Genomic DNA, 26799 nt, shown 5'->3' on the forward strand with positions numbered 1-26799 from the left:
CACAGTTGGGTTTTCAAAGCTATCAACATAATAACAGCAGTCAAATCTGTGTCCACAATATAGGATTAAATCTCAAAATACGTACAAAAAGGATTTTACCCGTGTCCTCTTTATAGGGCTCATTTTAATCGCGCCATACGGTTGTAATTTCATTTTTGTCAAATACAACTGTAGCTTTTTGTTATGTCATACGGTTGAAAAACTAGTTTCCTAAAATTGTAACCGCAGTTTTTCATGATACTGTACGGATGTAACTTATTTTCCTGGAAATATAACCGTACTTTTTCTCTGCTTACTACGGTTGCAATTTCATTTTTCTTTAAAATAACCGATGCATGCTCTAAATCATACGGTTAAAAATAGATATTTATCTCATGGAGCCGAATTCGTTTCCGATTGCCACGGACAAGATAAAAAATTTCATATATATAACCGTACAAGCAGTTTCATTTGGAATTGTTTTGGCTGATTTTTGCCTTTGAATATGTTCGAATACTAAGATTTGCTTTGTGATTTGTTTTAGAAAAATCCCGGAAGCCGAGACTTCCGGGATAAAAATTCTTCTGATATTCTTCGTAAACGTGAGATTAACGTTTGGAGAACTGTGGTGCTCTACGAGCTGCTTTGAGACCGTACTAAACTCCTTTGAGCGCCGATTTTCCTTGGTATTCCGGGCTTTTCCGGCTTTTCAATGTTCAGTTGTCCTATTCCTTAACCAAGGAAAATGGTGCATTTTCAATCAGCATCCCGCCAGTTAAAGCGCGCTGTTCACTACCTCGAACAACTCCTCTGGCTTATTATATTTCACCTTTGCGTAAATGTCCATAGTTGTTTTGCTGTTTTCATGTCCTGCAAGGTACTGAACTGTCTTGGGATCAACGCCTGCATAAAGAAGGTTCGTGATGTAAGTGTGCCGTAACAGGTGTGGGGTAACATCAAAATCCAGCGTATATTGGATATTGGGATTGTTCTTCTGTGTCATACCCAGCGTTGGCTCCACTGTGTATTTGATGCTCTGCCCATTCACATACTTATAGTAATTGCGGGGTTTGGTGGACCGGACGACTACATACTGCCACACCCGTTGAAACTGCGATGCAGCTAAAGGCTGTCCTTCGCTGTCCGCAATCACATAGTCTGATCTGGAGACTGCCTTGGCTTCCCGCAGGCAATCAACCAAACACTTGGGGATTGGAATATCTCTTTTTGCCGCCTTAGTCTTTAGCACCGTAGAAACCACGGGCCTGTTATGCTCTGTGCGCCATGCCCGCCTCACCGAGATATAAGGCGTAGACTCGTCCAGAAATACACAGTCCCATTGCAGTGCAAGGATTTCTTCCCGGCGTAGGCCCGAATACAGGCCGAGCATAATAAACAGATAAGGTGGAAGTCCCCGGACCGTATCCAGAAGCACCTCTACCTGCTGGTCTGTCAGTGCATCCTTCTTTTTCGCTGGCTTTCCGCCCTTTCCCGATATTCCTACACAGGGGTTATACTCAAGTATTTGGCTGCGCTCCGCCGAGTAGAAAATACACTTGAGAAGCATATTCACCGTACTGTATAACCCCTCCGATTTATTCGACAGCGGCACAAGTGCCAGTCGAATATCATCAGCCGTCACTTCCTCCATATACATCTCTCCCAAAGGTTTGATGATGTAATTCTTCATGTCGGTGGTATATCCCTTCAATGTAGCCGTAGATACCTTTGCTGATTGCATCAGCAGCCACTTCTCGCAATACTCAGCCACCGTCGGATGCTGCCGGCGAAAGATAATCTCCTCTACCTCGCGCCGCGCCTCTAATTGCTTTTCATACAATTCCTCGCAGGTGGCAGCATACAAGCTCACCTGCTTGCCATCCGCATCCAGAATCCGGGTTCTGTAATATGGGATTCCTTTTCTCATAACAGTTCCGTACTGCGGAACCTCCGTTTTTTTCTTAGCCATCTTTGACCTTCCTTTCTTGATTACGTGCAGTTTCCGTATCTACACTCTCTTTTTATCAGAAAGTCCAAATTTAATCAAAGATACGGCCTATGTAAAACAAAGAGCGAGACATCCTTGCCTCGCTCCTGCTCCATTTCCTATTTTATTGTTTCGCCTTATGCTCGTACAGCATCCCATTGAGCAAATGCATTGCCCATCGTTCTGACCAGCTCATCCGGTCTGTTGTATTTGACCTTTGCGTAGATGTCCATGGTAATTTTGCTGCTTTCATGGCCTGCCAGATATTGAACCGTTTTGGGGTCTACCGATGAATGAATAAGATTCGTGATGTAGGTGTGCCGCAGCTGATGCGGTGTAACCTCGAAGTCCAAGCTGTAAACCACATGGCCGTTGTTTCGGGCCTTTTCTCCAAGCTCCGGGTAAAGCATATACTTCACATATTTTCCGTCCACCAGTTTGCGGGCCATTCTCGGTTTCGCGGTTCGCGTCACAATATACTGCCACAGCCGCTTAAACTGCGTATAAGACAGAGGTTCTCCATCCCGGTTTGCGACCACATACTCCGAAGTCGAATTTGCTTTTGCTTCTTTCAGACATTCTGCCAAGCAGGTCGGAAGGGGGATATTTCTCTCCGCAGCCTTTGTCTTTAATTCGTCGAGAATCACCGGCCTGTTATTTTCAGTATGCCATGCCCGCCGCACTGCTAAGTAAGGGAAGTCTCCATCCAGATAAACCGCATCCCATTTCAAGGCAAGTATTTCTTCACGTCTCAAGCCTGCGTACAGGCCAAGCATAACAAATACATAAGGGGGAAGTCCCTGTACGGTATCCAATAAGCGCGCGGCCTGATCGTCTGTCAGTGCCGCTTTATCTTTCTGCGGAACGCCGCCACCTTTTGTCGTAAGATAAATCGTCGGGTTATCATCAATGATTCGGCTTTCCTTTGCTGCACGAAAAATAGATTTATACAGAATCACGACTGACTTATATACCGATGCGGATTTTTTTGAGACAGGGACAAGCGCAAGCTGAATATCATCCAGGCTAACCTCTCCCATCCGCTTATCTCCCAATTCCGCAATGATGTGCCGCCTGACCTTTGAGGTGTAATCCGTCAAAGTAGTTGCCCGTACATGGACAGACTGCATCAGCAGCCATTTCTCACAGTATTCTGCAACCGTGGGCGATTTCCGATGGAATGTGGCGTTGTTGATCTGCTCCAACGCATTTGTTTCCTTATTATAAAGTTCTTCGGGCGTTCTTGCATAAAGGGCTACGAGCTTCCCATCTGCATCTTCAATCCTTGTTCTGTAATACTCAATACCATTGAGCATCACTGTACCGTATTCTGGAATCATCATTTTTCTTTTTGCCAATTCCGTCACCTCCAAAAAATAATCTCCAGCGCTGTATCTTTGTTTTATCAAACTTCTTCAATTCCAGCAAGGATACGGATTGGCTCATGCTTTGGCGTTCCGGGGCTTGCGGTAAGTTGCGCTCTTTTCCATAGGTTTTGCCCGGTGTGTGCATTTTGCGATATACTCCTGAAGGCCCATATCAGTAAAATATACACAACCGTTCTGCACATACTGAACATAAGAAATCAAGCCGTTGTTACGGGCTGCATCTAAGGTCGTAATACTGATCCCCAAGATTTTGGCAGCTTCTTTTCGTGTAATCAGTTTTTCCATAAATCATATTCCCTCCATTCTGTCAAGGTTGTCATCGTGCTTTCAAAATCACATGAATGCACTGGCAGCCGAAACTGCCAGTGCATGGTATCTAACTTTGAAAAGAAAACTGCATCTGAATACTGAGCTGTTGTTTACAACAAATGGACGCAGCTCTCTTGAATTTTAGTTTTGCTTTCGCCACATTTGCCACGCATCCCTGACGATGGGGACATTCCTGATCTCCGCTGGCGCGGCTGTCATAACTCCGCAGCGTCGTTTTATTCGTGCGCCGCAGGGTTCCGCCTCAAGTCCGTGGGCGGGTGTGAACAAGTATCTTTAAGCCCCCATGGAGTCCTCGCGCCCGAAGTGCCACCTCCGGGTCTCAGGCTGGCGTTGATCGCTGGGAACAGCCTTGTTTATCACCTCCTTGGGCTGTCCATCTTGGCGGCGCGCCTGATTCGCTCGTACATGGGTTATGTACCAGAAATGCCGTCTATTCGATTGTCAAAGTACATCGAAGGGGAGAAACTTGTCCTTCTTATTAACACTGACAAAAAGAGTGAAAAACAGGCGCTTCAAATGAAACTTTATCAAAAATATTTTGCTAACTGTTTCAACCCACGCCGGATGCTGTCACGAACACGGCTCGGATCTACGCCTTCGGCTCTGGCAATCTCATTTACGCTCATCCCCAGATAGTACCGGGCGTAAATTCTCCTTGCCTGTTTCTTCGGCAAAGCCATCACGGCGGAGTAAATCTGCTCGCGCAGCTGCTTTTCCTCCAGAAGCATCTCCGGCGTCTCCAGCTTTCGCAGGACCGCATTTTCAATTCCATTCTCACAGTCCAGGGAGTACTGCGCCTTATAGCGATACATTTTTCGCTCATAGGCTGCTTCAGCTCGCTCGTCAGACTGAAACACCGCTTGTACTTCATCGGTTACTTCCAAAAAGGCATCGGTTTTATAAACATCGGGATACAGATCCCGAAGATTGACTTTCTTCATTATGTACCTCCATTTCGATTCACGGGTGATTAGCGGGTGAATCGAATGGAGGCGGGGAACGGCATCGAGGCCGTTTGGGGACATTCGGCAAAAAACGACAAGCAAAAGCGCCAGTCTCCCATTCCAGGAAACTGGCGCAACAAAAAAGATCATTATTATTCCGGTTTGCGCAGAACGATAATACCGACAGGTTGCCGAACTGCCCCGGAGGGGAAGCTACACTTTTTTTAGCAAGTGAAGATTATGAGAACTGTAAAAGGTTAAAACAAACAAAGCGGCATCCTCCTATATGCCGCTGTAAATAACCTTTCTGTCTACGCAGTATAAAGCGGCAGCTATTCAGCAAGCCGCGTTTTCATTGAACCATTACTCAATTAACAGCTGCTCGCCATTATTGAGAGCTATGGTATAGAACAGAAAGCAAGATTTACTTTAGATTTATACAAGATTTGCACAAGAAATACCTATACTTCGAATTTGTAGCCTATTCCTCGAATGCTTTTAATATGTTCTGATGCAGTTTCCGAACTTTTTAACTTTTTCCGTAAATTACTTATATGGCTTGAAATCGCATTGCGTGAATAAAACGAAAAATCATCATGCCAAACAGAATCCATTATCATTTCATAAGTATAGACTTGCCGTTGATTCATAATTAGCAGCGCAAGAATATCAAACTCTTTTTCGGTCAAATCAATGCATACCCCAGCTATCTCTACAGACCTGTACTCTAAGCAGAAAGACAAGTCTTTCACAGTGATGATTGTTAGCGGTCTTCTTTTATCTTTTGGTATTTTCAAACAATTTCTCATACTATTTTTCTCTGAAAACATTTCTACCATAGGATGATTATAGGTATGTAAATATTGAGCAGCACCAAAATGGACACATGCATACCGCTGTTCCTCCGAATATGAAGGTGGCACAACAATAATTGGTACCGCACGTTTTTGTCTCAAGATATCCAAATCGTCTTGTGGAATCACATCAGAGCAAATAGCTACGCATATATATTCTTTAAAAGACAGCATTGCGGCCGCTTGTTTAATATTATCAGCATAGTCAAATTCAATTTCAAATTTTTTCCATCGGCCAGCAGTAACCTCATATTCATTATAGGCGTATCCTACGCCCAATACATGCGGAACCATATGTTCACCTCCTACTACTTCTAGCAGACAGTTCAAAGCTGCCGAGCATAAGTTACCCGGCAGCTCTAAACAAAACTATATTTTTCTATGATGGAGAATGCTTTTTTGCGTATCTACAAATCCTCCGTCATCGATTATTTCCCCAGTAAATCAATGCCAGTGCGCCGGGACCGGTGTGTGCTCCGATGATAGGGCCAATATAAGCAATACAAATCTCAGAATCCGGGAATTGTTCCAACAACCTTTCTTTCAGCATATCTGCTGCTTCAGGGTCATCGGCATGACCTATCAGAATCGATTTACCAAGTTCAGGTTTCCAGCCCTGTTCCATTCGGGCAATCTGAGTGGTAACAGCCTTTTTTCTTCCACGAGGTTTTTCCACTGCTTGCAGCTTTCCTTCGCTGTCCACATGAAGCAACGGTTTGATCTGCAAAGCCGTTCCCATTGCGGCTGCGGCACCTGAAACCCGCCCGCCATGTTTCAAATGGGTAAAGGTATCAACCGTAAACCAATGACATACCTCTAATCGGTGTTCCATGACCCAAGAAGCCAATTCATCAATAGACAGTCCTTCCCTCTGCTTTTTCGCAGCTTCTCTGACTAAAAACCCTTCACCCACTGCGGCAGCAAGCGTATCAATGCAGATGATTCTTCTTTCCGGATATTCCTGCTGTAGTTCTTCAACCGCTAAAAACGCAGACTGATATGTACCTGACAGACCAGAGGAAAAACAGAGATACAGAATATCGGTTCCCTGTCGCAGACAGGGTTCAAAATGCTTAAAATAAATCGTTGGGTTGATTTGTGAGGTCGTTGCAAAATTCCCAGCTCTTTGCAAGCGGTAGAACTCCTTGGCTGTGATTCCTTCCGGGGAACCATATGAGTATTCTGTTCCGCCGATCTCAACATTCATAGGAATCATTTCAACAGATGGCAGACCTGCGGTTAACTCCGGTGCGAGATCTGAGGTGGCATCTGTGAAAATTTGATAGCCGTCCATCACTTCTTACACCCACTACAGCCCTGACAAGCAGCCCACAGCTCATCGGCCTTCGGCTTCCAGGTTTCTGCATAAAGTGTAGTCTTATCACACAGATGGTCAACACTTTCCGGGGACTGATACTCGGTAGAATGGGCACCGGATTTCTTTACCATGCTACGCAGACATTCAGGATTTTCCAGCATAGGACACGGCTGGAACATATTATCATTAAAGGGCTGACCGTCGTGATAGGCCATAAACAGCGGAGACTGATATGCTTCCAGCAGGGTCTTTTCACGGATGTTGGAGTCAGAGTAATGGATAAAAGCGCAAGGCTCAATGTCACCATTGGCATTGATATGCAGATAGTTGCGGCCACCAGCAATACAGCCGTTTACAAATTTCGCATCATTCTGAAAGTCAATTGTGAAAATAGGCTTTGTGCTACGGTATTCGCAGATGCGGTTATACATCTTTTCACGCTGGTCAGGAGACGGGAGCAGCTCCACAGCGGAATCGTTGCCCACAGGCATATAGTGGAAGAACCATGCGAACTTCGCACCGCACTCCACCAGATGATCGAAGAACTCATCCGAGCTGATGGAGTCGATGTTCTTGCTGGTATAGCACCCAGATACGCCGAAAGGCAGCTTCTTTTCTTTCAGAATCTTCATCGCCCGCATAGTAGCCTGATAAGTACCCTTGCCACGGCGGAAATCAGTAGCTTCCTCGAAGCCTTCAATGCTGATGGCCGGGTAGAAGTTCTTCACCCGCAGCATCTCATCGGCAAACTTCTCATCGATAAGGGTACCGTTGGTAAAGGCAGAGAATACGCAGTCAGGATGCGCTTCACACAGGCGGAGCAGATCGTTCTTGCGTACCATAGGTTCACCGCCGGTGTAGAGGAACATATAGGTTCCCAGTTCATTGGCCTGATTGATGATGTCATCCAGTTCCTCATAGCTCAGATTCAGCTTATTACCGTATTCTGCCGCCCAACAGCCGGTGCAATGAAGGTTGCAGGCGGAAGTGGGGTCCATCAGGATTGCCCAGGGGATATTGCAGCCGTACTTTTCACGATTAGCCACCTGCTTGCGGCTGCCTAAGAGAGATGCATTGACAATAAAATTGCGGAAGAACACTTTGCGGACTTCAGAATCAATGTCCGTCCAAAGGCTGTTGATCAGGCGCATCCAGTTGCTGTCAGGCTGCTCCATCACCTTACGGATTTGCTGGCGCTGTGTGAGATAGAGGTTATCCTTATCGAACTTATCCGCCCAATCTAACAACTTGGGGAATGCTTCCTGCGGATTGCTGTCAACATATTTCAGCACTTGATTGACGGCGAAAGCCTGTGCGCTGTCTTTAATAGAATTACTCATGGTTTTGTCTCCTTTTCTATCTTAAAAGCAAAATATTGAATTGTTTTACGCTGATTATTATTTCCCGTTTGCACTTCGGACAGTATAGCGGAAAATTTTCAAGTACTGTATTATCACAGATTTTAATTCTCGTTTTGTTGTTGCAGTTGGGGCATAATAGCCATTCGTTTTTTTTCATTCTTTGTTTTTCATCAGATAATAGAATATCTATGGACAATTACATTTACAACTCACGCAGTTTCCACCGCCTTGTAGAAACCATTACACACGCGCCCACAATGAGTACTGTTAAGACGATGTAGGAAAGATAGACGCCATTTAGTGCTACTTCATACACATCATAGTACCGCAGAGGGGTCAGATAATCCAAGAAACGATTCCCTGTGTACTCGGCAGTAAAGGCCAACACATAGGCGGCCAATACGAAAACCGTACCGGCGCGTACCGCGGCCTTATAAGATTTGAAAAGGCTGGCAAACAGCAGACCCAAGGCAAAAAAGAGAAGCTGGGTAAAGAACATTCCCATCGTTGTGGAAAGCACCGCTCCCGGCTGATCCAGACCGCCCAAAGGAAGAACGATCGTGAAATAATTGCACACGCCGCTGAACAGGGCGAACACCAGCAGGTTCACTGCTGAAACGATCACCTTCGCCAGAACAATGGTTTTCCGCTCCACAGGCTTTGTGAACAGGTATTCGGATGTTCCAAATTTCTTTTCCCTCGCCACACAGGACAGGCCCAGAGAGATTGCATAGGCAAAGGCCAACAGCCCCTCCCAAAAATAGATACACGCGTACCAACCAAGGGCAGTCGTGAGATCCCCTTTCACACCGAACATGATCATGATCAAGCGAGGAAATTGGCCGACTGTCCGGGCCATCTCATCCAGACTGTCCTTCAAGGATAAAAGTTCAAAATAGCAGAATCCGCACAGCAGTAACATGATCCCCAGCCAGATCAGCAGGGTCTTTCTGGTTTGGCGGAATTCGTTTTTCACCAATGTTTTCATCTTTGCACCCCCTCATGAGCGGAACTGGATGTCTTTTTTCAAAAAGACACGATAAGACAGCACCAAAAACAGGGCAAACAGCAGTACACACCATCCCAAGTAATCCAACTCATAAAAGCCAGATTTGGAAATCTCAGCCGCACTAAAGAACGAGTACGGGGACAGAAAACTAATGGCACGGTTGCTGACAATGTTGGAGAAGCTGGTGACGCAGTACTCGACAAAGACAATTAACCCGGCAGTCAAAAGTGGGCTTCGATTGCGTGAAAATAGAATTCCAACCAAAAGCCCCATAGCTGCAAGGAACAGCGTGACCAGCATGAGGGAAAGAGCAATCAGAAAGAACTCTCCCCAGTCAATGCCGGAGCGGAACAGGGCCAGCGCCAAAAAAGAGGCGAGAAGATATACCATGCTCACGACCACTACGCCGAAAAAAACCGTGAACGCCTTTGCCCAGTAAATCGTTTTTCGGGTATGGGGTTTTGTAAACAGATATTCAGAGGTTCGCTCCGAGCACTCCTTGGTGTGAATGGCGATACCGAAGTGCATCCCGAAAATACCGGACGCAATCATAAAAAAGCTGGTAAGAAACGCATAAATGCCCAACGGTGAGGTCAGATATTCCATGGACACACCAACGCCTTTGTAAAAATCACTCGTACCCAGCGTTTCATAGAGGTCTCCGGTGGAAACATCCATAAAGCTGTAATAGGTAGGCGTCATCACAAAAACACACAGAGCCAAGGCGATGGCCCAACCCAAAATATATTTGCGGTGCCTTTTCAGTTCATATTTCAAAATGACCATGCCCGACACCTCCTTACGCATAGTAGTGCATGAAGATTTCCTCCAAAGAGGGCTCTTCCAAAAGCACATCGTCCAAATGCAGCAGGTGAAGCTTGTCAATAATCGCCGTGATATTTCCGTTATACATAAAGGAAACAGAGGTCTTATCCGCAGTCTCCGCATAGTTCGCAATGCCGGACAAATCAAAGAAATCGCGAGGGATAGCCTCCTTTGCGCTCAGAGAGACTTTCTTATAGCCGCTCTCACGCAGTTCTTTGATGGACTGTATGCCAATAAGCTGTCCCTCTTTCAGAATGGCCACCCGGTCACACAGTTTCTGCACCTCACTCAGCACATGGGAGGAAAAAAACACGGTAGCGCCCCGGCTGTTTTCCTCCTTCAGAATATCATAGAAAGCCTGCTGGATCAGTGGGTCTAATCCGCTGGTGGGCTCGTCCATAATAATCAGTTTGGGCGAAGTCATAATGGCAGACACGATACCCACCTTTTTCTTGTTGCCCAGAGAAAGGTCTGCAATCTTGCGGGACAAATCCAGATTGAGCCTGTCGGCAAGCTCCTTCATCTTTGTCTTGCAGTCCATGCCGTACAGATCGGCGGTGTACTGCAAAAGTTCACGGACTTTCATGTTTTCGTAATAGCTGTTCTCGCTGGGCAGATAGCCCACATCCCTGGCGATGACGCTGGCCTTGGAGTGACAGTCCAAATCGAAGATAGATGCGCTGCCTCCGGTGGGACGGATCAGCCCCATTAGGGTGCGGATCGTGGTGGACTTACCCGCACCGTTGGGGCCGATAAAGCCGAAAAACTCTCCCTGGTTGACAGAGAAACTGAGGTTATTGATTCCTCGATGCTTCCCATAGTGCTTGGTCAATTCATTCAAGACAATCGCTTGTTCACTCATTTCAAATACTCCTCCTTATAAAAATTTTTCCGCAGAATTGCGATGTTCTTCTCAAAATCCTCCATGACAGCCTGAAAATCGAAAGCCGCCGCCCCCCGGTACCCGGCCGCATAGCCCTCGGCCATCAGAAGCAGTATCTGAAAGACCGGCTGGGCATCCTCTGGGTCTTTGAATTTCAAAGCATCCTCTTCCCGCAGAACAAGATCGTTTCGGAATCTGCCGGTCTCCTCCGTCAGGATCGCCAGCGTATCCGTCACCTCGGGAGAATTTTCCTCCCAGGCACTGGTAATAAACTGCAAGATAAAAGGCTGATTTTGGAGCCCCTCCATTTTCATGCGGCTGGATGCCAGAATCCTGTCGAACAAATCTGTTTCGGAATCGAGGGCTTCCTTATCAAATAGTCCCTCTATGATTTTCTTGCAGTATTCCAGCAGGTAAATGTAGAGCTGCTTTTTACTGCCGAAATACTGAAACACAGACGCTTTGGAAATGTGTGCGGCTACCGCAATATCATTGATTGAGGCTTTTTCATAACCAAACTTGCCGAAGCACTGGAGCGCCGCATTGAGAATGGTCAATCTCTTTTCTTCGGTCAGGGCCAAAAATTTGTTCAATTCATTTCCTTCTTCTTACACAATAACCGTTTCGGTTATTCAGAGTATAGCACCAATAACCGAATCGGTCAAGTGTTAATGCAGCAAGTGTATTGATGCGCTTTTTGCAAGCGTCATCTGCGCTCATGTCTGGATAAAAGAACTGATCCACCGATATATCGAACATTGTCACCATCTGATAAAAAGTGTTCAAGCTCGGATGCTGACCGTCGTTTTCGTTATATATGATGGTGCGGGGATCACGGTCAATGATAAGGGCCAGTTGATCCTGTGTCATCCCGCTGGTTTCTCTTTTGCGCTTTATCTCGCACCCTATATCGTGGAAATCAAATTTGCGCTCATCGCGTTCAAATTTCATAGACATCACCCAATGTAATTTTATATTTCAGGTAGTAGTATTTGAACGAATTACATTTTCGTGCAACTGCTGACTTGAACACACCGGTACTTTCGAGACTAATCTTCGTTGGTCTAACAGTATAAAAAGAAAACTTTTGAATCATACTCCAAAATACTTGACCGTTTCGGTTATTGGTGCTATACTCTAAATAACCGAAACGGTTATTGTGTAAAAAGGAGGAAATGAATTGGACAAATTTTTGGCCCTGACCGAAGAAAAGAGATTGACCATTCTCAATGCGGCGCTCCAGTGCTTCGGCAAGTTTGGTTATGAAAAAGCCTCAATGTCGATTCTGTTATATTACGCATATCGCAGAAAATTAAGTAAGAAAACTGCCAATGACAAAGAGTAAGTTATACCCACGTTATGAAAGGACGTGCTATGAAGGATTCATTGAAAAAAGGATTGATAATAGGTGCTGCCGGTAGTGCGATTTGTGTGCTTTGGCATCATCTTCTAACCAAAAAGATGATGCAGCTCGCCATGGATCGGGTTGCGCCGCAGGACAGAAGCAACGGAAAAATGCGTGTGTCCGGTTCACCTGAAATGATAGAAACCACTGAAATTGTAAAAAAGGCAGCTGGTCAGCTCGAAAAAAGCGGCTGTGACGTGGTGGAAATCACTGCTCACGACGGAATTTCATTGATTGGGCATTGGTGTCCCTGCGAAGAACCGAAAAGAACTATAGTTGCCATGCACGGGTGGCGTTCCTCCTGGTCACATGATTTTGGTCTAATCGCAGATTTCTGGCGCAATAATCATTGTTCTGTACTCTACGCAGAGCAGCGGGGACAAAATAATAGCGGCGGCGACCATATGAGTTTAGGTTTGCTGGAACGCTACGATTGCCTGGCATGGACAAATTGGATAAACGAGAAAACAGGAAAAAGCATTCCCATCTATCTTGCCGGGGTATCCATGGGTGCAACCTCTGTGCTAATGGCGTCCGAACTGGAACTGCCGGATAATGTATTTGGAATCGCAGCGGACAGTGCATTTACTTCGCTCCATGCAATTTGGAAACATGTCTCCGAAAGCAATCTGCATATTCCTTATGCTCTGCATAAAACAGGTGCCGATAGGATGTGCAAAAAGCGCATCCAAATGGATGCTGATGCTGCCTCAACTACAGAAGCGTTGAAGCACTGCCAAATTCCTGTTCTTTTTGTCCACGGAACAGATGACCACTTTGTTCCAGTTGAAATGACATACGAAAACTATAAAGCCTGTACATCAGAAAAGCGTCTGCTGATTGTTCCGGGCGCTGACCACTGTATGAGCTATCTCGTAGGAAAAAGCACCTACGAGCGCATTGCAAAAGAGTTTTGGGAATTTTGCGAACAGCGGAAAAAGAATCCGTAGATTTGAGTTTGAAGGGGGGGAATCATTATGCGCCAGCGTTGGCTCCGTGTCTTATTCCGTAGAAGGATGTTGACGATACTCCTGCTACTTTTACAGGTATATTTTCTTATATGCCTTGTACTTGGGGGAAGTCAGCTTTCCCGAAATTTCAGTCGCCTACTGACAATCGTCAGTATCATTGCGGTGCTTTATATCGTTTCCCAGAAAGACAAAGGCGCCTACAAAACTGCATGGGCGATCCTGATCCTAACCTTCCCGTTGTTTGGTGGACTGATGTATCTTTTGTCTAATGCACAATCCTCGAAATGGCGCTTTGCAAAAAGTGTCCTCCATACACAACAAAAGGCAAAACCACTCTATGCACTCCCCGGCATTTGCTATGAAAGCGCAACAAAACAACTGCCTGAATATTACCCTCAAATTCATTACTTGCAGGAATACACGGGGTTTCCAATATATGCAGATACAGAAACACATTACCTTACACCGGGTGAACGAAAGCTGGAAACACTTTTGGCGGAACTTGAAAAAGCCGAGAAGTACATATTTCTGGAATATTTCATCGTGCAGGAAGGCGTTATGTGGAACAGCATCTTGGAAGTTTTGAAGCGAAAAACCACGCAAGGCGTAACTGTGCGACTGATTTATGACGATATGGGTTGCTTTCTCACTCTTCCGAAAGACTACGCAAAGCAGCTAAAAAAACACGGTATCCAGTGCGCCGTATTCAATCCCTTCCGACCTGTTCTGACCGTAAAGCAAAATAACAGAGATCACCGAAAAATAGCGGTCATTGATGGAAAGGTGGCTTTTACCGGAGGTATCAATCTGGCAGATGAATACATCAACGCCATTGAGAAACACGGACACTGGAAAGATGCAGCGATCATGCTGAAAGGCAAAGCCGCATGGAGTTTCACACTAATTTTTTTACAGACGTGGGAAATTTGTACCCATACAGACGAGGACTACGAAATCTTCTACCCATGGAAAGAACAAGAGTGCCCTGTTACTGCAAAGGGGTTTGTTCAGCCATACGCTGACAGTCCAATGGATGAAGAAAATGTGGGCGAACACGTTTACCTGCATATCTTAAACAATGCAAAGAAGTACGTGTATATCAACACCCCATATCTGATTGTCGATGATAGTATGCTTTCCGCTTTGCGTCTTGCGGCAAAAAGTGGTGTAGATATACGCATCATCACACCCCACCGCTGGGATAAATGGTGGGTACACATGACCACACGCTCGTATTACCGAGAGCTGATAAAATCAGGCGTTAAAATCTACGAATATACCAATGGTTTCATCCACTCCAAAACCTTTGTGTCCGATGACCGTACTGCAACAGTCGGGACAACAAATTTGGATTTTCGCAGCTTATATCTGCACTATGAATGTGGTGCTCTGCTCTATGAGGCCAAAGCTGTTATGGAAGTCAAGGAGGATTTTCTGCAAACGCTGGAGATATGCCAACAGGTGACAGAAAAGGATTGCAAAACAAATATCGTAGTGCATCTGCTCCAGGATATACTGCGGCTATTTGCACCACTAATGTAAGGAGGGTCTTGAATGTTTGAAGATATTGAAACACACAAAAAATTATCAAAGTGGATTATCGGAACGTTTACAGCCTGCATTTTGATTTATCTTGGCATCCGACATATTAGTCATGTAGCTGATGCCGTGATGTGGTTGAAAGACCTGCTGAACCCACTTTTAATTGGATTGATTTTGGCGTTGTTTCTGAATGTTCCGTTGGGGGTTATTGAAAGACATCTGTTCCCCAAACATCCGACATCTAGGAAAACGAAAATGCGCCGCCCGCTTGCGATCCTGCTTTCATTTATTTTGGTGATAGGGGTCTTTGTCGGTGTTGCTTTTCTTGTTATTCCCGAATTGATCGATGCAGTATCTATTGTCATATCATCCTTGACGAATGGTCTGGATCAACTGGTGGCATTTGAAAGCACGGCTGACTATTCTAAAATCCCATTCGGAGAACAGCTGTCCCAAATTGATATTGATTTTCTTGAACTGAAAGACAATTTGAATGAATGGTTGAATCAATTGGGAACCACCATTATGGACACTGCTGCTTCCGCATTTGGAAGCGTGGTTGCGACGGCAGTCGATTTTGCGATTGGTCTTGTGTTCTCAATTTATATTTTGGCCAATAAGGAGAAATTAAAAAGTCAGATCACCCGAATTGTCCGTGTATGGATTCCAGCATGTTTTGCCGAGCGGGGCATTCATGTGGCAGCTGTCTGTGAAAAAAACTTCAAGCTTTTTGTAGCAGGGCAAACGACTGAGGCAATAATTTTAGGCAGCCTGTGTGCAATCGGTATGTTAATTCTGAGAATACCATATGCGCCGATGATCGGTGCGCTTGTTGGGGTAACAGCACTGATTCCCTATGTCGGTGCCTGGATTGCTACACTTGTGGGTGCATTTTTGATTCTGACAGTCAATCCTTTTAAGGCACTGGTATTCATTATTTTCCTGCTTACTTTGCAACAGATCGAAGGAAATGCAATCTATCCGAAAGTTGTGGGCGCAAAAATCAACCTTCCTGCCATGTGGGTTTTAGCGGCAATCACAATAGGTGGCAATCTGGCTGGACCAATCGGTATGTTGCTTGGCGTACCTGCCGCAGCAGCCACTTACGCTCTTTTGAAAGAAGCAACCGATAAGCGGGAAACGCATCTGAAAACACAAGAAAAAGAGCAGATGGGTAATTCACATAAACAGAATATATCCTAAAAAAATTATCTCAAGATAAAAACTCATAGTAGGGTGTAAGGACTCATGATATAAAAATATCAAGGGTCTTTGCGCCCTATTCGTTTTTTATATTACAAAATCGGCATTATCATACCTTTTAGCGGGCATAATAAGGTTATTCCTCAAAACAAATCGGCACGATACAATGTTATTGAGGTGAATGATTATGCCGATTGACGATTTAACCGCTTTGGGTCAAATAATGCGGGAGGCCCGAAAGAAAAAAGACCTGACACAGCAGGAGCTTTCAGACCAGAGCCATGTTTCTGTAAAACAAATTGCCAACATTGAAAAAGGGCAGATGAATCCTTCCTATTTGATTTTAAGAGCATTGGCCAAGGTTTTGAACATCTCTCTGGATTCTCTGATAAATCCGGATGTTTCTCCAGAAGATGAGGGAGCCAACCAGATGAAAATGCTTTATTCCAGCTGCCCGTCAGAAATGCGTGAAACCCTGCTGCACCATACACAGGAGACCATGCAGGAATTAACAGAGCTATCTAAGAAAATTGAAGCGAATTGAGCCAGTGAGTGAAATTTGACGGTTTCCTCTCTGGCTCTTTTCATTTCTGCAAAGAAAGCGGCAAGCAATGCCCCTGGATAGCCATTCGGCTTCCGGCGCTGCTTGTTGAGGGTATCCCCCAAGCCCCCATGAACGCAGAATTTCATTCTGCGGCTGCGCGTTCTGCGAACGCTTTGGACCACGATCAGCTTATCGCTGTTCGTGGTCTTTTTCTCTTTCGGTATCGTGTTCCGCCTCCATGTTTAAGAGCCGATCCACATTGGCTTTTGCCGCCAGCAGCTCCCGCATTTCTTCACGGGAGCGCCTGTACTCGGCATAGGTCATTTTCTTTTCCTCCAGAAGCCGGGCGTACTCGGCTTGCAGCTCCTTAACTTTGGGCAACTTCTTGACCCCCATATCATCAAAGACATTTTTGGCTGCCTGATGGAGCAGGATTTCTTCCTCATGTGCTTCTCGGAATTTCTTGGAGTAACCAGCCTTCCGATAGGCCACATAGGTGTCGCGGGTCTTGGCATAATTGATGATATGGGTCCGCAGCACGGCGATCTCCGCCATGCGTTTCTCCGCTGCCTTGATTTTTGCTGATAGCTCATTGTGATGGGCAGTAGCCGCCGCCGCTTTTTCTGCCAACTCTGCATAGTCCAGCAGTTGATGTTCGGTGAGAAAATTTACAGTCTGCGCCATCTGTTTCAGATTAAAAACCTTGGCCCACCGCACATACCCGGCACCTTTTCCATCCCGGAGCTTTGCCTGGATGTCAAGCAGCAGATTGACCTTCGGCGGATCTGCTTGCTTGGCGGACTTCTGACGAGGGGTATGCTCCTTATTACCGGCGAGGACGGCCAGCAGGTCCTCCAAGGTGTAGCCTTCGCCCAAGCTGTCCAGGCGGGACACTTTGCTCCAGCCGGGGAGCTTCAACCGGTAGGATTTCCCGCGCTTGGACACTTCACAGCCGGATTCTCGGAGCAGCTTCAGCAGCTCGTTCAAATCAGCAGGCTTTTGTGCCAGGGCGTTATCAATGGTAGCACGAAGCAATTCCCGATGGGAGGGCTTCGCCTGATCTCCCAGCCATTGGTCGTAACTTTTTCCGTGTGGCTTTGGGTTCTCGACAATGGACAGCCCGTTCTCGATGCAGAGGGTATCGCTCAGACGCCGGACGGCTTTGGTGCTGCCCCAAAAGTTGCGGAACTTCCGGTCACAGTCCAAATTAACCGAACTCCAAATGATATGATTATGGACATGGGCCTTGTCAATGTGGGTACAGACGATAAAGGCGTGTTTGCCCTTGGTGAACCGTTTGGCAAATTCTACGCCCAGCCGGTTGGCCTCCTCCGGGGTGATCTCCCCAGGAAAAAAAGACTGGCGGACATGGTAGGCGATCACATCGTCCGCTCCACGGACCCGTCCGGTGGCCGCGATATACTGGCGCTTGGCCAACATGAACTCAGCGTCAGCCACACGGCTGTCGCACTCGTAGCCGGTGATGAGCCTGCCGTGGTCTGTCTTTTGCGGATTGGCCACATAGTCAATAATCGCGCTGATGGCTCGGCTCTCGGTCCGGCCCTTGCCGATGTGCAGCGGCATGATACGTGTGGTTGCCATTGCTACGATACCTCCTTTGAAAAAGAATAGCGGCCTGCCGAAGCAGACCGCTGAATAAATTTAAATGAATTCTATAATAACTCTATTCACCTATATATTATGTGAGAGAATTGACCTTTGTGAAAATACTCCCTAATTGTAGTTCAACATCTGAAAGTTGTTCTTGTTCATCAGCTAAATATGCAACACATAGTTTTTTTGTCGCCCGAGTTACCGCCACATAAAAAAGATTTCTAGCTGCTCCGATTTCAGTTGAATCATATTTAGCATCTATTTTTTCTGGGAATGTTTTTAATAGCGAACCGAAATACTCTTTATCTCTGCCAAACTTTTTTGTTAAAAGAATAAGTACATTATCAAACTCCAATCCTTTAGTACTATGGAATGTATGATATATAATGTCACTTTTTTTATCAGTTCTATTTATAAAATCATACCAGCACTCAAAGATATCTATTTTTATATTCAGAAAGTTATCAATGCTGGTACTGCTGTCTTGCAATTCCAAATCAGTTAATGCTGCATCGTCCGCATTTACAAAAAGACATTCCAGCATGTATTGTTTCAAACTTACCAAGGAATCTATCTCCTCTGCAATAGTATATCTTATACATTCATCATATAAATCATCTCCCAATTGATAAAACTCAAACAGTTTTTCAAGATATGATGCTAATGTTTCACCGGAAAGAGAATGCAGTTTGTCTACTAGGGCACGAATATTTATGATATTAAATTTGCTTTTCGTATCAGGATGTACTCTACTTATTTGCAATAAATTGTTGATGGAAGTATTATCATTTTGCACTTTTTTCTTAAAATCAAGCAATCGGAACAAAAGCTTCTGTACATCACCCAATTTAGTTTCATCTTGCGCTAAAAGGTGATCGCGAAGGAGTTCATAATTACGTCCCCTTTTGTAATATCTACAATTTTTAAAAAAATCATATATATCCTCAAATCCGCTTTTTTTAGCAACCAGTTCATTTGTCAACTCAAAGCAATGGAGAGGATTATCAATACTAATCTTCCATCGATTACATAACTTCTCAACAATTTCATCTCGTGCAGTTGCAGGGCAAACTTCACAAAGAACCTCACTTGTTGGAAATTTCTCGTATATTGATTGTTGTATCAACCCATCATTACGTATTAAATTTGCTACACCGATAATTTTAGGGGAACTGCGCCGATTAAACTCTTTTTGTATGGGCGTGAGCCCTTTATGTAATTGAAATATTTTTGCACCAACACCACGATCATAAATATTTTGCCGTATATCTCCATAATACCCCACTAAGAATGAATGACCAATTTTTAATGCGTGGTGGTGTATGGAAGAAATCGTTTTTACAACCATAGGATTAGTATCCTGAAACTCGTCCACAAATACAGCAGGATATTTATCACAAATAATTTGCTTTAATCGTTCGTTTCTGCTAATAAGCAAATATGAATATTCTAAAAGGGTATCATGACTAATCAACATTTTAGATAGTCTATCGGTGTTTAGGCGAGGATCGTATTTGACTTTGGGGCAAGTCTTTCGCTTGGTTTTGTCAAGCGCTTTGGCTAAACTATTAATCGAATACAAACAACGAATAATCTTTGTAAAATTCCCAATGTTTTTCATCAAGCCTGGGAATTCTTCTGCAATTTCAGGAAATGCAGCTCTAACAGTCTGAGCTTTAGAATTGCAGACTTGAAAAAAAGCATCACGTACATGCTCCGAATTTATTTTTTCCAACAGCTCATTCTTTTGTTGCTCCGAAAGATTCCGGTATGCTTGTGCCCATGACTGTTCTTGCAACTGTTCTTTCTTTTCTATAATAGCTTCTCGAAGCTTTGTTCGATGTAGCTTCATAAGCTGATCCTTGTATGGAGCAATAATTTCCCACATTCGCTCATGAATGGTAGAAACTAGAACTAGAGGTGTATTGCCAAGTCGCTCTTTAATTTCATCTGCAGCAGCATTGGTATATGTTATACATAAAACTTTTTGCCCATGAATATAAAACTGAGGTCCTTTTTTATCCAACAACATTTTTAAGGATTGCACTAAAGCATAAGTCTTACCAGAGCCCGCACCTGCATTAAATATCCAACTCAATCCATCATCTATACATTGACTAATTTGATCTATTATCTGCTGCTCTTTTATCCTATTTGTATCGGAGATTTTCAGCTTTTTATAATCTATCATTTAAATTGCCTCCAATCTACGAACAATAAAATCAATTCCATCTATAATATATTGTGGCAGTTTGATTTCTTTTGCATCATTTGTACCAATGATAATATCATAGAGCAACCTATTAGCAAAGTTGCTCTTATCCTGAGCCAATGATCTCTGAATGCGATAAGAATGTTCGGCTAGACCACCATCTTCCATACATTCTTGATAGACCTGAGGCTTTAATTCTTTTATTACTTGTTTGATAACTTCATTATTCGAATTAGTTAATATCAGTGCTTCTTCAAAGCTTGTGGCATAGTAACCTTGAATTTCTGCCTTCTGGCAGGTAACCATAAGATTTCCTTCTTGGAAATAGTTGCTTTTAACAATTTGACTAGCAATCTTTGTGCCATAATATTCAGTAAGTGCAGTATTAGTGGTTTCACGATTAGACAAAACTGCTTCTGTCATTTGAATCCTATCTTTTCGCTCTTGTTTTTCCCGTTTAAAATCGATGTCAGTAATAATCAAAACAGGGATATGAAGTGCCGAAATAAGAGGACGATATACTTGCGCAAAAGCTCCGTTTACCAAATTGAGAGTTACATATTTCTGCTTTAGCAAATCGTGTTCAGACATGTATTGTTGCAACAATACATACTCAGAAATCCCCTCCACAAAGATGGCGGCATCTGCAAAAAATAGCTGAGATATTCCAAAAGTAATATGTTTTTTTATATATTGGAGTTGAGCAAGACGCTTTTTTTCATCTTCTTCGGCTTCATTTTCTTTTTTGGGTATGATGGTTTGATCATCCAAAATGATAGCACAGGTACAATTGTTGTTTTCGGTAACATAATTGATACTATTAAAACTATTCCCTTCGTGAATCTTGCTGTTAAGAATATGTGCTGAATGTGTGGTTATTATTATCTGGCTATTAACGTGCTTATTATGGCCCTCGAGTAAGGCACCTATCATTACATTGACATCTCGAATAAATAATTCCTGCATTTGTGGGTGCATGAATGTTTCGGGCTCTTCAATTGTGATTAGGTTAATCTGACTATTAAACGATGTTTCTGGAAACTTTTCCATATAACCAATAATATTTGCCACAATCATCATCAAGTTTGTATAACCTAAGCCAAATTGATTCTCTGGGATATTTTTATCCCCCTCAACATATTGGTACTTTAATACAGATTTAAGTAATTTCTGAAATGTTAGATCTGAGCTAAGCAAAATTTTACATTTCTCTGACGAGATTAATTTCGCCAAAGAATTGTTAACATACGAAGTGTGTTCTTTATCGAAATAACCTGTCAGCTTTTCATTAATTGTAACTATTTCCTTATCTAACTCACTAAAGGGATTTTCATCTTTAATATGTTCATAGCGGTAATCTACAATTTTTGAGAATGCAGAAGATAGGCAATCTCCGTTTGTGACTGTATTTGCAGCAATAGCCTGGAGTTCGATAAGTTGTTTTAGATGAAAGCCCTCCCGTTTTTCATCATTGTTGTTGTAATATGTAAGAGCAAATTTGCAAGTATCAATGAAGGATAAAAAATGGCTGAAAAGTTGTTTTTTATAGTGCTTTTTACTCTCTACAAATTGTGATAATTTCTTTAAAAACAATTCTTCATCGGCAGGTGACCAAACAGCTTTAATAATCACCTCAGAGTTCTTTACTTCACCTAGTGTTATAAATGGTGCAATATTGGTTAATAAATCAGGATCGTCATTATCTATTCCAATTGTTAGAACAAATTTCATCGTCGGGAATTTAATTTTCCCATTTTTTAACTTGCGCGGCGTATAGCTGATGAGCAAGGTTTGCAAATAATCAAAATTAAAATCCGTTGCCCGAAAGTCTGTCTGCTCTAAAAGCCTTCGCAAAACTTCAACAATAGTAGTTTTTCCACTATTGTTTTTTCCTACAATCAAGGTCGTTTTTGGCGCTATATTCAGATATTTTTCTGCCTTATAATCTTTTGAGGCAGCAAACTGGATGGTATTATTTGCATCCCCGAACTTTCGGAAATGTTCTATGGATAATTTTTTTAAATACATATTTCCTCCTAGTTAACCCACAATTCATTTTTATGTACTATGTAGCAAGTCATCACTAATTGACAGAAAGCCAATTATTATCTAAAACAAATACTATTTTCCACTTTATAGTATATTCTTTTTTGGGTTCATCTTCAACATGTAGTGTTGAAACCAGCAAACTAATTAAAGTTTTTGCAAAGAAAAAACGCTCCATCTGATGGGATCTTTTAATCCCTTATCAAATAGAGCGTTCATTCTATCCATAAATTGTATCTTGCAGAAAATACCGAAGATCCTGCACCTTGCCCAGCAGCCAAAAGGCCAGCTTCGGCAGCCCAAAGGGGCTTATGAGAAACGCGATCACCAGCAGGATAAGGCCGTTCTGCGGGGAGTATGTCACCAGGACGGCCACGCCCAGCAGGGCAATCACCGTACTGAGCAGCCCCAGCACCAAGCCGGACACATAGACCAGCCCCACGCAAATCCAGATGGCCAGGGTGAGCAGCAGGATCACCGGCGCAATCACAATCTTCAAAATCAGCTTCAATGCGGTCATTTCATGGCCTCCTCTCGACGATCCAAATACTTCTGGCACAGACGGCGGACCTGTTCCTCGTCGGCCTCGTTTTCTTCCCGGCGTCCCTTTGTCAGCTGAATGGAGGCAAAGGATTCGTACCCGACCAGCAGATGGTCAAATAGTTCCTCCGGGGTCCGGCACACATCACCCTCGCAATAGGGCGGGTCCGGGGGCGAGCCGTTGAAGGACACACAGGCATATCCGTACCGGCTCTTGTAGACTTCCAGCTCCATATCCTGCGCCAGATAGTCCTCGAAAATCTCTAAAACCTTTTCAAAGGTCAACATTGGTATCTCAACTCCTTTGTGAGATGTGAGAACACTTTGCTATCTGCCTTTATTATCCGGCAAGCCCCGTCAAAAGGCAAGGATACAGACAAAAAGAAAAAGCAGAGGGAGGCGCGGCGAAAAGAACGCCGTTCCTCCCTCCGCAGATGGGATATATACCCCTGTCACGATAGATTGGAGAGCTGGGTCAGGATTTCCTTCACGCCCTCCCATAGCTGCTCCTGCCGCTGGGCTATATCTTCCAGGTCAGCGTCGTAGACACGCCCGGTCTCATGCACTCGGCGGGTGAGCTGGTTCAGGTTGTTGCTGCTCCGGCGCAGCAGAGACACCAGCTCCTTCAGCTCCGGCAAGTCCAGCTGCACCACATAACCGTCCAGGGCCATCTTCCGCAGATAGGCTTCTCGGTTCTTCGTCCCAAGTTGGGACATTTTCTGCTCGATCAGCGCCAGCTCCTCCGGGGAGACCCGAAAATTCACCTGGACCTCCCGTTTGCGCTTTGGGGTGCTCACCGTTCCGGCTCCCGTTTCTTATGGCCCGGAGCTTTGGGGGCTGCCTGTTTCGGTTCCTGCTTCAAATGCTCCCGGACAGAAGGCCGGGGCTGGCGCAGTTCCTTGGAGCGGTCCTCGCTGGCCAGAATGGTGGCATAGGTTCCAGGAAGTCCCTTCATACCGGTAAACGACAGACTGCGAAACGGCAGGAGATTCATCAGCCGATCATGGTCTTTGCTCCCGGCACGATTCAGAAACTCCGGGGAAATGCGGGCCATGTAATGGGTCCCGTGGGGGCTGTTCGGCATATCCGGTGCGCGCAGCTCCCGCAAAATCCGTTCTGCCTCTGCCTGGATGTCCTCTGCCGTCAAAGGCTGGCGGCGCAGATGTTCCTCGCGCACCAGATCAATAAACCCGTTCAAAACAGCGGGGTGGCTGTTCAGGGCATACCCACATCGGACGGTATCGGAGTTGTAGTTGGGGATGGTCTTTGCCCATTCCTTGTTGCGGGGCGAGTAGCGCCCATCCCAGTCCTGGAGCTGGACGGTGTTGGCAAGGACCAGCATGACCCGGTCCATGCCGTAGGTCTCGATCACGCCCTTGGCGGCATCGTGACTGAGATACATCCCGTCGAAGTGTTCCCGCACCGCAGCTTCAATGGCCTCCTTGCATCGGAGATTGGCGTTGTTGGAGGCCCGGTACTGCTCCAGCTCCCCATGCTCTTTCGCATAGGCAGCGGAGTGAGGGTAAATGGCGGCTTTCCGCAGCTCCGCCTGGGCCTTGCAAGCATCATCGGCCCGGTTCTCAATGCTGTCCCGGATCACATCCATGTAGCCGGTCTCCAGTTTCTCAAAGTAACGGTACACATCGGCCAGCGGCGTGGGCGAATCCAGCAGCGCCTGGGCCTGGGTGTCGGTCAGCTCCAGTTCCTCCATCGCCATCACGATGTCCTCCCGGACGGTGTATTCGTAGGCGTGGTTCAGGACCTCTGCCGGGGGCTGGCTTTTCAGCCAGTCCCGGTATTTGTCCTGTTCAGCGGCCATCTTCTCATAGAGGGCCGTATTCAGATCGTTGATATTCATGTTATCGCACCTCCTCATGCTGTTTCGGTTTCTTTTCGGGGCTGCGGGGCGGCACTGGACGCTTCAAGCTGTCCAGCACCGAGGGCCGTGCGCTCTTGGCGATCACGGACTCCGGCTGAGAGCGGCCCTTGCCGTCCAGATTCAGAAGCGTGTCCAGCTCCACCAGACGGGCGGACTTTACCCGCAGATCATCCTCATAAGAGAAAGGCTTGCCCACTTCCTCCTTGGCGGCGGCCTGTTGCTGGTACAGATTGTCCAGCTGGGCCTTGGTCGCATCCAGGCGCTGGGGCATTTGAGAGAGCGCATTGTCAATGCGGGTCAGGTTGCCGCGTGGGTCTGTGCCGAGGCTTGCCCGGTGGGTCATCTGGCCTTTCAGCAGGAGCGTATATTCCTGTTTCCAGGCCGAAAACTCTACGGACATAGTGAAGCCCCGGTAGCTGCCGATCTGCACAGGCTCGGAGCCTTTGACCTCCTTACAGGCGTCCAGCAGGGCTGCACCGGCGTTTTCTTTGTCGGTCAGTACATCGCCCCGGATCTCCATCCCGGCAAAGCCATCCTCCGGGTGAGGATGGGCGGCCAGGGTCTCCAGGTCTGCCTCAAACCCCTGGATAAAGCCCTTGTGCTTTTCGATTTCCTCCGGGAAGTATTTCAGCAGCTGGTCCTCCAGACGATACTGCTTGCTCTGGTGGTCGGCTTTCATCAGCTTCAGCTTGGAGACCTCCACATCCAGGTCCATGCGCTCCTTGATACGGGGGTCTCCGGCGCACAGGGCCTTGATCTCGGCAAAGGACAATGCCGTTTCGTCCACATCGTCGCAGCTTCTCACCGGCGATTTGGAAGTCATAATCTGGCTGATGAATTTCTGTTTGTTCTCCACTGTCTGCCACAAATAGGCGTCAAAGGTTCCCTCAGTCACATAGCGGTACACATGGACCAGAGGATTTTGGTTGCCCTGGCGCTCGATACGGCCCTTGCGCTGTGCAAGGTCTCCCGGCCGCCACGGGCAGTCCAGGTCATGGAGCGCCACAAGCCGGTCCTGCACATTGGTGCCAGCGCCCATCTTGGCGGTGCTCCCCAGCAAGACGCGCACCTGGCCGGTGCGGACCTTGGCGAACAGCTCCTTTTTCCTCACTTCGGTGTTGGCCTCATGGATAAAGGCGATCTGATCGGCGGGCATCCCCTGGGCGATGAGCTTTTGCCGGATGTCCTCGTAGATGGTAAAGACCGGCTCTGGCTCTTCCAGCGGCACAACCTGTTCCAGCGCATGGAGCGTGGGGTTGTCCAGCGCCTTGGCTGCCTTTTTGGAAGGGGCCGCCTGGGGCGTGGAAATATCGCAGAACACCAGCTGGGTCAGCTTGTCAGCCTCGCCGTCTCGCCAGATCTGCATGATGTTTGCGACACATTGGTTGACCTTGGTGTCGGGTTCGTCCGGCAGCGCCTGATTGATAATGCGCTGATCCAGGCCCAGCTTGCGGCCATCGCTGGTGATCTTGAGCATATTGTCCTGGGAGGGGTCCACCGTGCCGCTGTGTACCAGGGAAGCACGCTCAGATAGCGCCTTCACCATTTCCTGCTGCTGCTCGGTGGGCTGGGCCACGATGTTGTGGTATTCTACCTCCGGGGTGGGCAGATGAAGCTGATCGGCGGTTTTAATGTCCGCCACCTCTTTGAACAGGTTCATCAGCTCCGGGAGATTGAAAAACTTGGAGAAGCGGGTGCGCGCCCGGTAGCCGGTGCCTTCCGGTGCCAGCTCCAGCGCCGTCGTCGTTTCACCAAAGCGCGACGCCCAGCAGTCAAAGTGGGGCATACTCAGTTCCTGCAAGCGGTCATACTGGAGGTATCTTTGCATGGTGTAAAGTTCATAAGGTAGGAAACGCCACGCCATACTTCCTTTCGTCCGTGGTCTTGGCGTAACCCCCTCCAGAACCGTGCTTACACCTCTCGATGTACACGGCTCGCCATCTTTCATAGTTTAAGTGATTTTGT

24 protein-coding genes and 2 pseudogenes are annotated in these 26799 nt (G+C 45.9%); 5 read left to right on the forward strand and 21 right to left on the reverse strand.

What is annotated here, in order from left to right:
* Nucleotides 1–754: 754 nt before the first annotated feature.
* The 13 genes from B5E64_RS16870 to B5E64_RS17925 all read right to left on the reverse strand — a co-directional run bounded on the left by B5E64_RS16870 (nt 755) and on the right by B5E64_RS17925 (nt 11829).
* Complete coding sequence (locus B5E64_RS16870) at nt 755–1948, reverse strand: site-specific integrase (RefSeq protein ID WP_002587453.1); 1194 nt, start codon at nt 1946–1948, stop codon at nt 755–757.
* Nucleotides 1949–2103: 155 nt separating this feature from the next.
* Nucleotides 2104–3324, reverse strand: a complete 1221-nt coding sequence (locus B5E64_RS16875) for a site-specific integrase (protein ID WP_002587452.1) — start codon at nt 3322–3324, stop codon at nt 2104–2106.
* Nucleotides 3325–3408: 84 nt separating this feature from the next.
* Entirely contained in the window at nt 3409–3639 is a 231-nt protein-coding gene (locus tag B5E64_RS16880; RefSeq protein ID WP_002587451.1) for a hypothetical protein, read from the reverse strand.
* A 572-nt stretch (nt 3640–4211) separates the two neighbouring features.
* Nucleotides 4212–4625 (reverse strand): sigma-70 family RNA polymerase sigma factor, encoded by a 414-nt coding sequence (locus B5E64_RS16890; protein ID WP_002587450.1) that lies wholly within the window; start codon nt 4623–4625, stop codon nt 4212–4214.
* Nucleotides 4626–5089: 464 nt separating this feature from the next.
* Nucleotides 5090–5776, reverse strand: a complete 687-nt coding sequence (locus B5E64_RS16900) for a response regulator transcription factor (RefSeq protein ID WP_002587449.1) — start codon at nt 5774–5776, stop codon at nt 5090–5092.
* Between the two features lie 127 nt (nt 5777–5903).
* Complete coding sequence (locus B5E64_RS16905; RefSeq protein ID WP_002587448.1) at nt 5904–6776, reverse strand: DegV family protein; 873 nt, start codon at nt 6774–6776, stop codon at nt 5904–5906.
* The gene (locus B5E64_RS16910) at nt 6776–8140 is read right to left on the reverse strand and encodes a radical SAM protein (protein WP_002587447.1); all 1365 of its coding nucleotides are present in this window, start codon (nt 8138–8140) and stop codon (nt 6776–6778) included. Before B5E64_RS16910 ends, B5E64_RS16905 begins: the two co-directional genes overlap by 1 nt.
* 16 nt (nt 8141–8156) lie before the next feature.
* Nucleotides 8157–8318, reverse strand: coding sequence for a cysteine-rich KTR domain-containing protein (locus B5E64_RS16915; protein ID WP_087169615.1), 162 nt, complete (start codon nt 8316–8318; stop codon nt 8157–8159).
* Nucleotides 8319–8363: 45 nt separating this feature from the next.
* A complete protein-coding gene (locus tag B5E64_RS16920) occupies nt 8364–9149 on the reverse strand; it encodes an ABC transporter permease subunit (RefSeq protein ID WP_002587446.1) in 786 nt (261 codons plus the stop codon).
* Between the two features lie 12 nt (nt 9150–9161).
* The gene (locus tag B5E64_RS16925; RefSeq protein ID WP_002587445.1) at nt 9162–9956 is read right to left on the reverse strand and encodes an ABC transporter permease subunit; all 795 of its coding nucleotides are present in this window, start codon (nt 9954–9956) and stop codon (nt 9162–9164) included.
* Between the two features lie 13 nt (nt 9957–9969).
* On the reverse strand, nt 9970–10857 hold the full coding sequence (locus tag B5E64_RS16930) for an ABC transporter ATP-binding protein (protein ID WP_002587444.1): 888 nt from the start codon (nt 10855–10857) through the stop codon (nt 9970–9972).
* Nucleotides 10854–11471, reverse strand: coding sequence for a TetR/AcrR family transcriptional regulator (locus tag B5E64_RS16935; RefSeq protein ID WP_087169616.1), 618 nt, complete (start codon nt 11469–11471; stop codon nt 10854–10856). Before B5E64_RS16935 ends, B5E64_RS16930 begins: the two co-directional genes overlap by 4 nt.
* Before the next feature lies 1 nt (nt 11472).
* A complete protein-coding gene (locus B5E64_RS17925) occupies nt 11473–11829 on the reverse strand; it encodes a helix-turn-helix transcriptional regulator (RefSeq protein WP_002587442.1) in 357 nt (118 codons plus the stop codon).
* 229 nt (nt 11830–12058) lie between these two features.
* On the opposite strand from B5E64_RS17925, the gene B5E64_RS18245 reads away from it, so the two are divergent.
* The 5 genes from B5E64_RS18245 (at nt 12059) to B5E64_RS16965 (ending at nt 16543) form a co-directional block, all read left to right on the forward strand.
* A complete protein-coding gene (locus B5E64_RS18245) occupies nt 12059–12223 on the forward strand; it encodes a hypothetical protein (RefSeq protein ID WP_204247079.1) in 165 nt (54 codons plus the stop codon).
* A gap of 14 nt (nt 12224–12237) precedes the next feature.
* Nucleotides 12238–13233, forward strand: coding sequence for an alpha/beta hydrolase (locus tag B5E64_RS16950; protein ID WP_227604045.1), 996 nt, complete (start codon nt 12238–12240; stop codon nt 13231–13233).
* 27 nt (nt 13234–13260) lie between these two features.
* Nucleotides 13261–14796 carry a cardiolipin synthase gene (gene cls / locus B5E64_RS16955; protein ID WP_002587439.1) on the forward strand — a complete coding sequence of 512 codons (1536 nt, stop codon included), beginning with the start codon at nt 13261–13263 and terminating at the stop codon, nt 14794–14796.
* 12 nt (nt 14797–14808) lie between these two features.
* Nucleotides 14809–15999, forward strand: a complete 1191-nt coding sequence (locus B5E64_RS16960) for an AI-2E family transporter (protein ID WP_002587438.1) — start codon at nt 14809–14811, stop codon at nt 15997–15999.
* A 187-nt stretch (nt 16000–16186) separates the two neighbouring features.
* Complete coding sequence (locus tag B5E64_RS16965; RefSeq protein ID WP_002587437.1) at nt 16187–16543, forward strand: helix-turn-helix transcriptional regulator; 357 nt, start codon at nt 16187–16189, stop codon at nt 16541–16543.
* Nucleotides 16544–16732: 189 nt separating this feature from the next.
* Here the strand turns inward: B5E64_RS16965 and B5E64_RS16975 are convergent, their stop codons facing one another.
* The 8 genes and pseudogenes from B5E64_RS16975 to B5E64_RS17010 all read right to left on the reverse strand — a co-directional run.
* Nucleotides 16733–18145: a relaxase/mobilization nuclease domain-containing protein gene (locus tag B5E64_RS16975; RefSeq protein ID WP_087169618.1), complete on the reverse strand. Its 1413-nt coding sequence runs from the start codon at nt 18143–18145 to the stop codon at nt 16733–16735.
* A 97-nt stretch (nt 18146–18242) separates the two neighbouring features.
* On the reverse strand, nt 18243–20348 hold the full coding sequence (locus B5E64_RS16980) for an ATP-dependent helicase (RefSeq protein WP_087169619.1): 2106 nt from the start codon (nt 20346–20348) through the stop codon (nt 18243–18245).
* A complete protein-coding gene (locus B5E64_RS16985) occupies nt 20349–22397 on the reverse strand; it encodes an AAA family ATPase (protein ID WP_087169620.1) in 2049 nt (682 codons plus the stop codon). It abuts the gene before it with no gap.
* A gap of 238 nt (nt 22398–22635) precedes the next feature.
* On the reverse strand, nt 22636–22935 hold the full coding sequence (locus B5E64_RS16990) for a CD1845 family protein (RefSeq protein WP_087169621.1): 300 nt from the start codon (nt 22933–22935) through the stop codon (nt 22636–22638).
* The gene (locus B5E64_RS16995) at nt 22932–23243 is read right to left on the reverse strand and encodes a hypothetical protein (protein ID WP_087169622.1); all 312 of its coding nucleotides are present in this window, start codon (nt 23241–23243) and stop codon (nt 22932–22934) included. The genes B5E64_RS16990 and B5E64_RS16995 overlap by 4 nt, the downstream gene beginning before the upstream one ends.
* 164 nt (nt 23244–23407) lie before the next feature.
* Nucleotides 23408–23752, reverse strand: a complete 345-nt coding sequence (mobC, locus tag B5E64_RS17000) for a plasmid mobilization relaxosome protein MobC (protein ID WP_087169623.1) — start codon at nt 23750–23752, stop codon at nt 23408–23410.
* 368 nt (nt 23753–24120) lie between these two features.
* A pseudogene (locus tag B5E64_RS17005) lies at nt 24121–24813 on the reverse strand (DUF3849 domain-containing protein); the annotation flags it as partial.
* 1 nt (nt 24814) lies between these two features.
* Nucleotides 24815–26674 (reverse strand): annotated as a pseudogene (locus tag B5E64_RS17010) (helicase-related protein); the annotation flags it as partial.
* Between the last annotated feature and the right edge of the window lie 125 nt (nt 26675–26799).

The sequence above is a fragment of the Drancourtella sp. An12 genome, from assembly GCF_002160935.1.
GTDB lineage: Bacteria > Bacillota > Clostridia > Lachnospirales > Lachnospiraceae > Sellimonas > Sellimonas catena.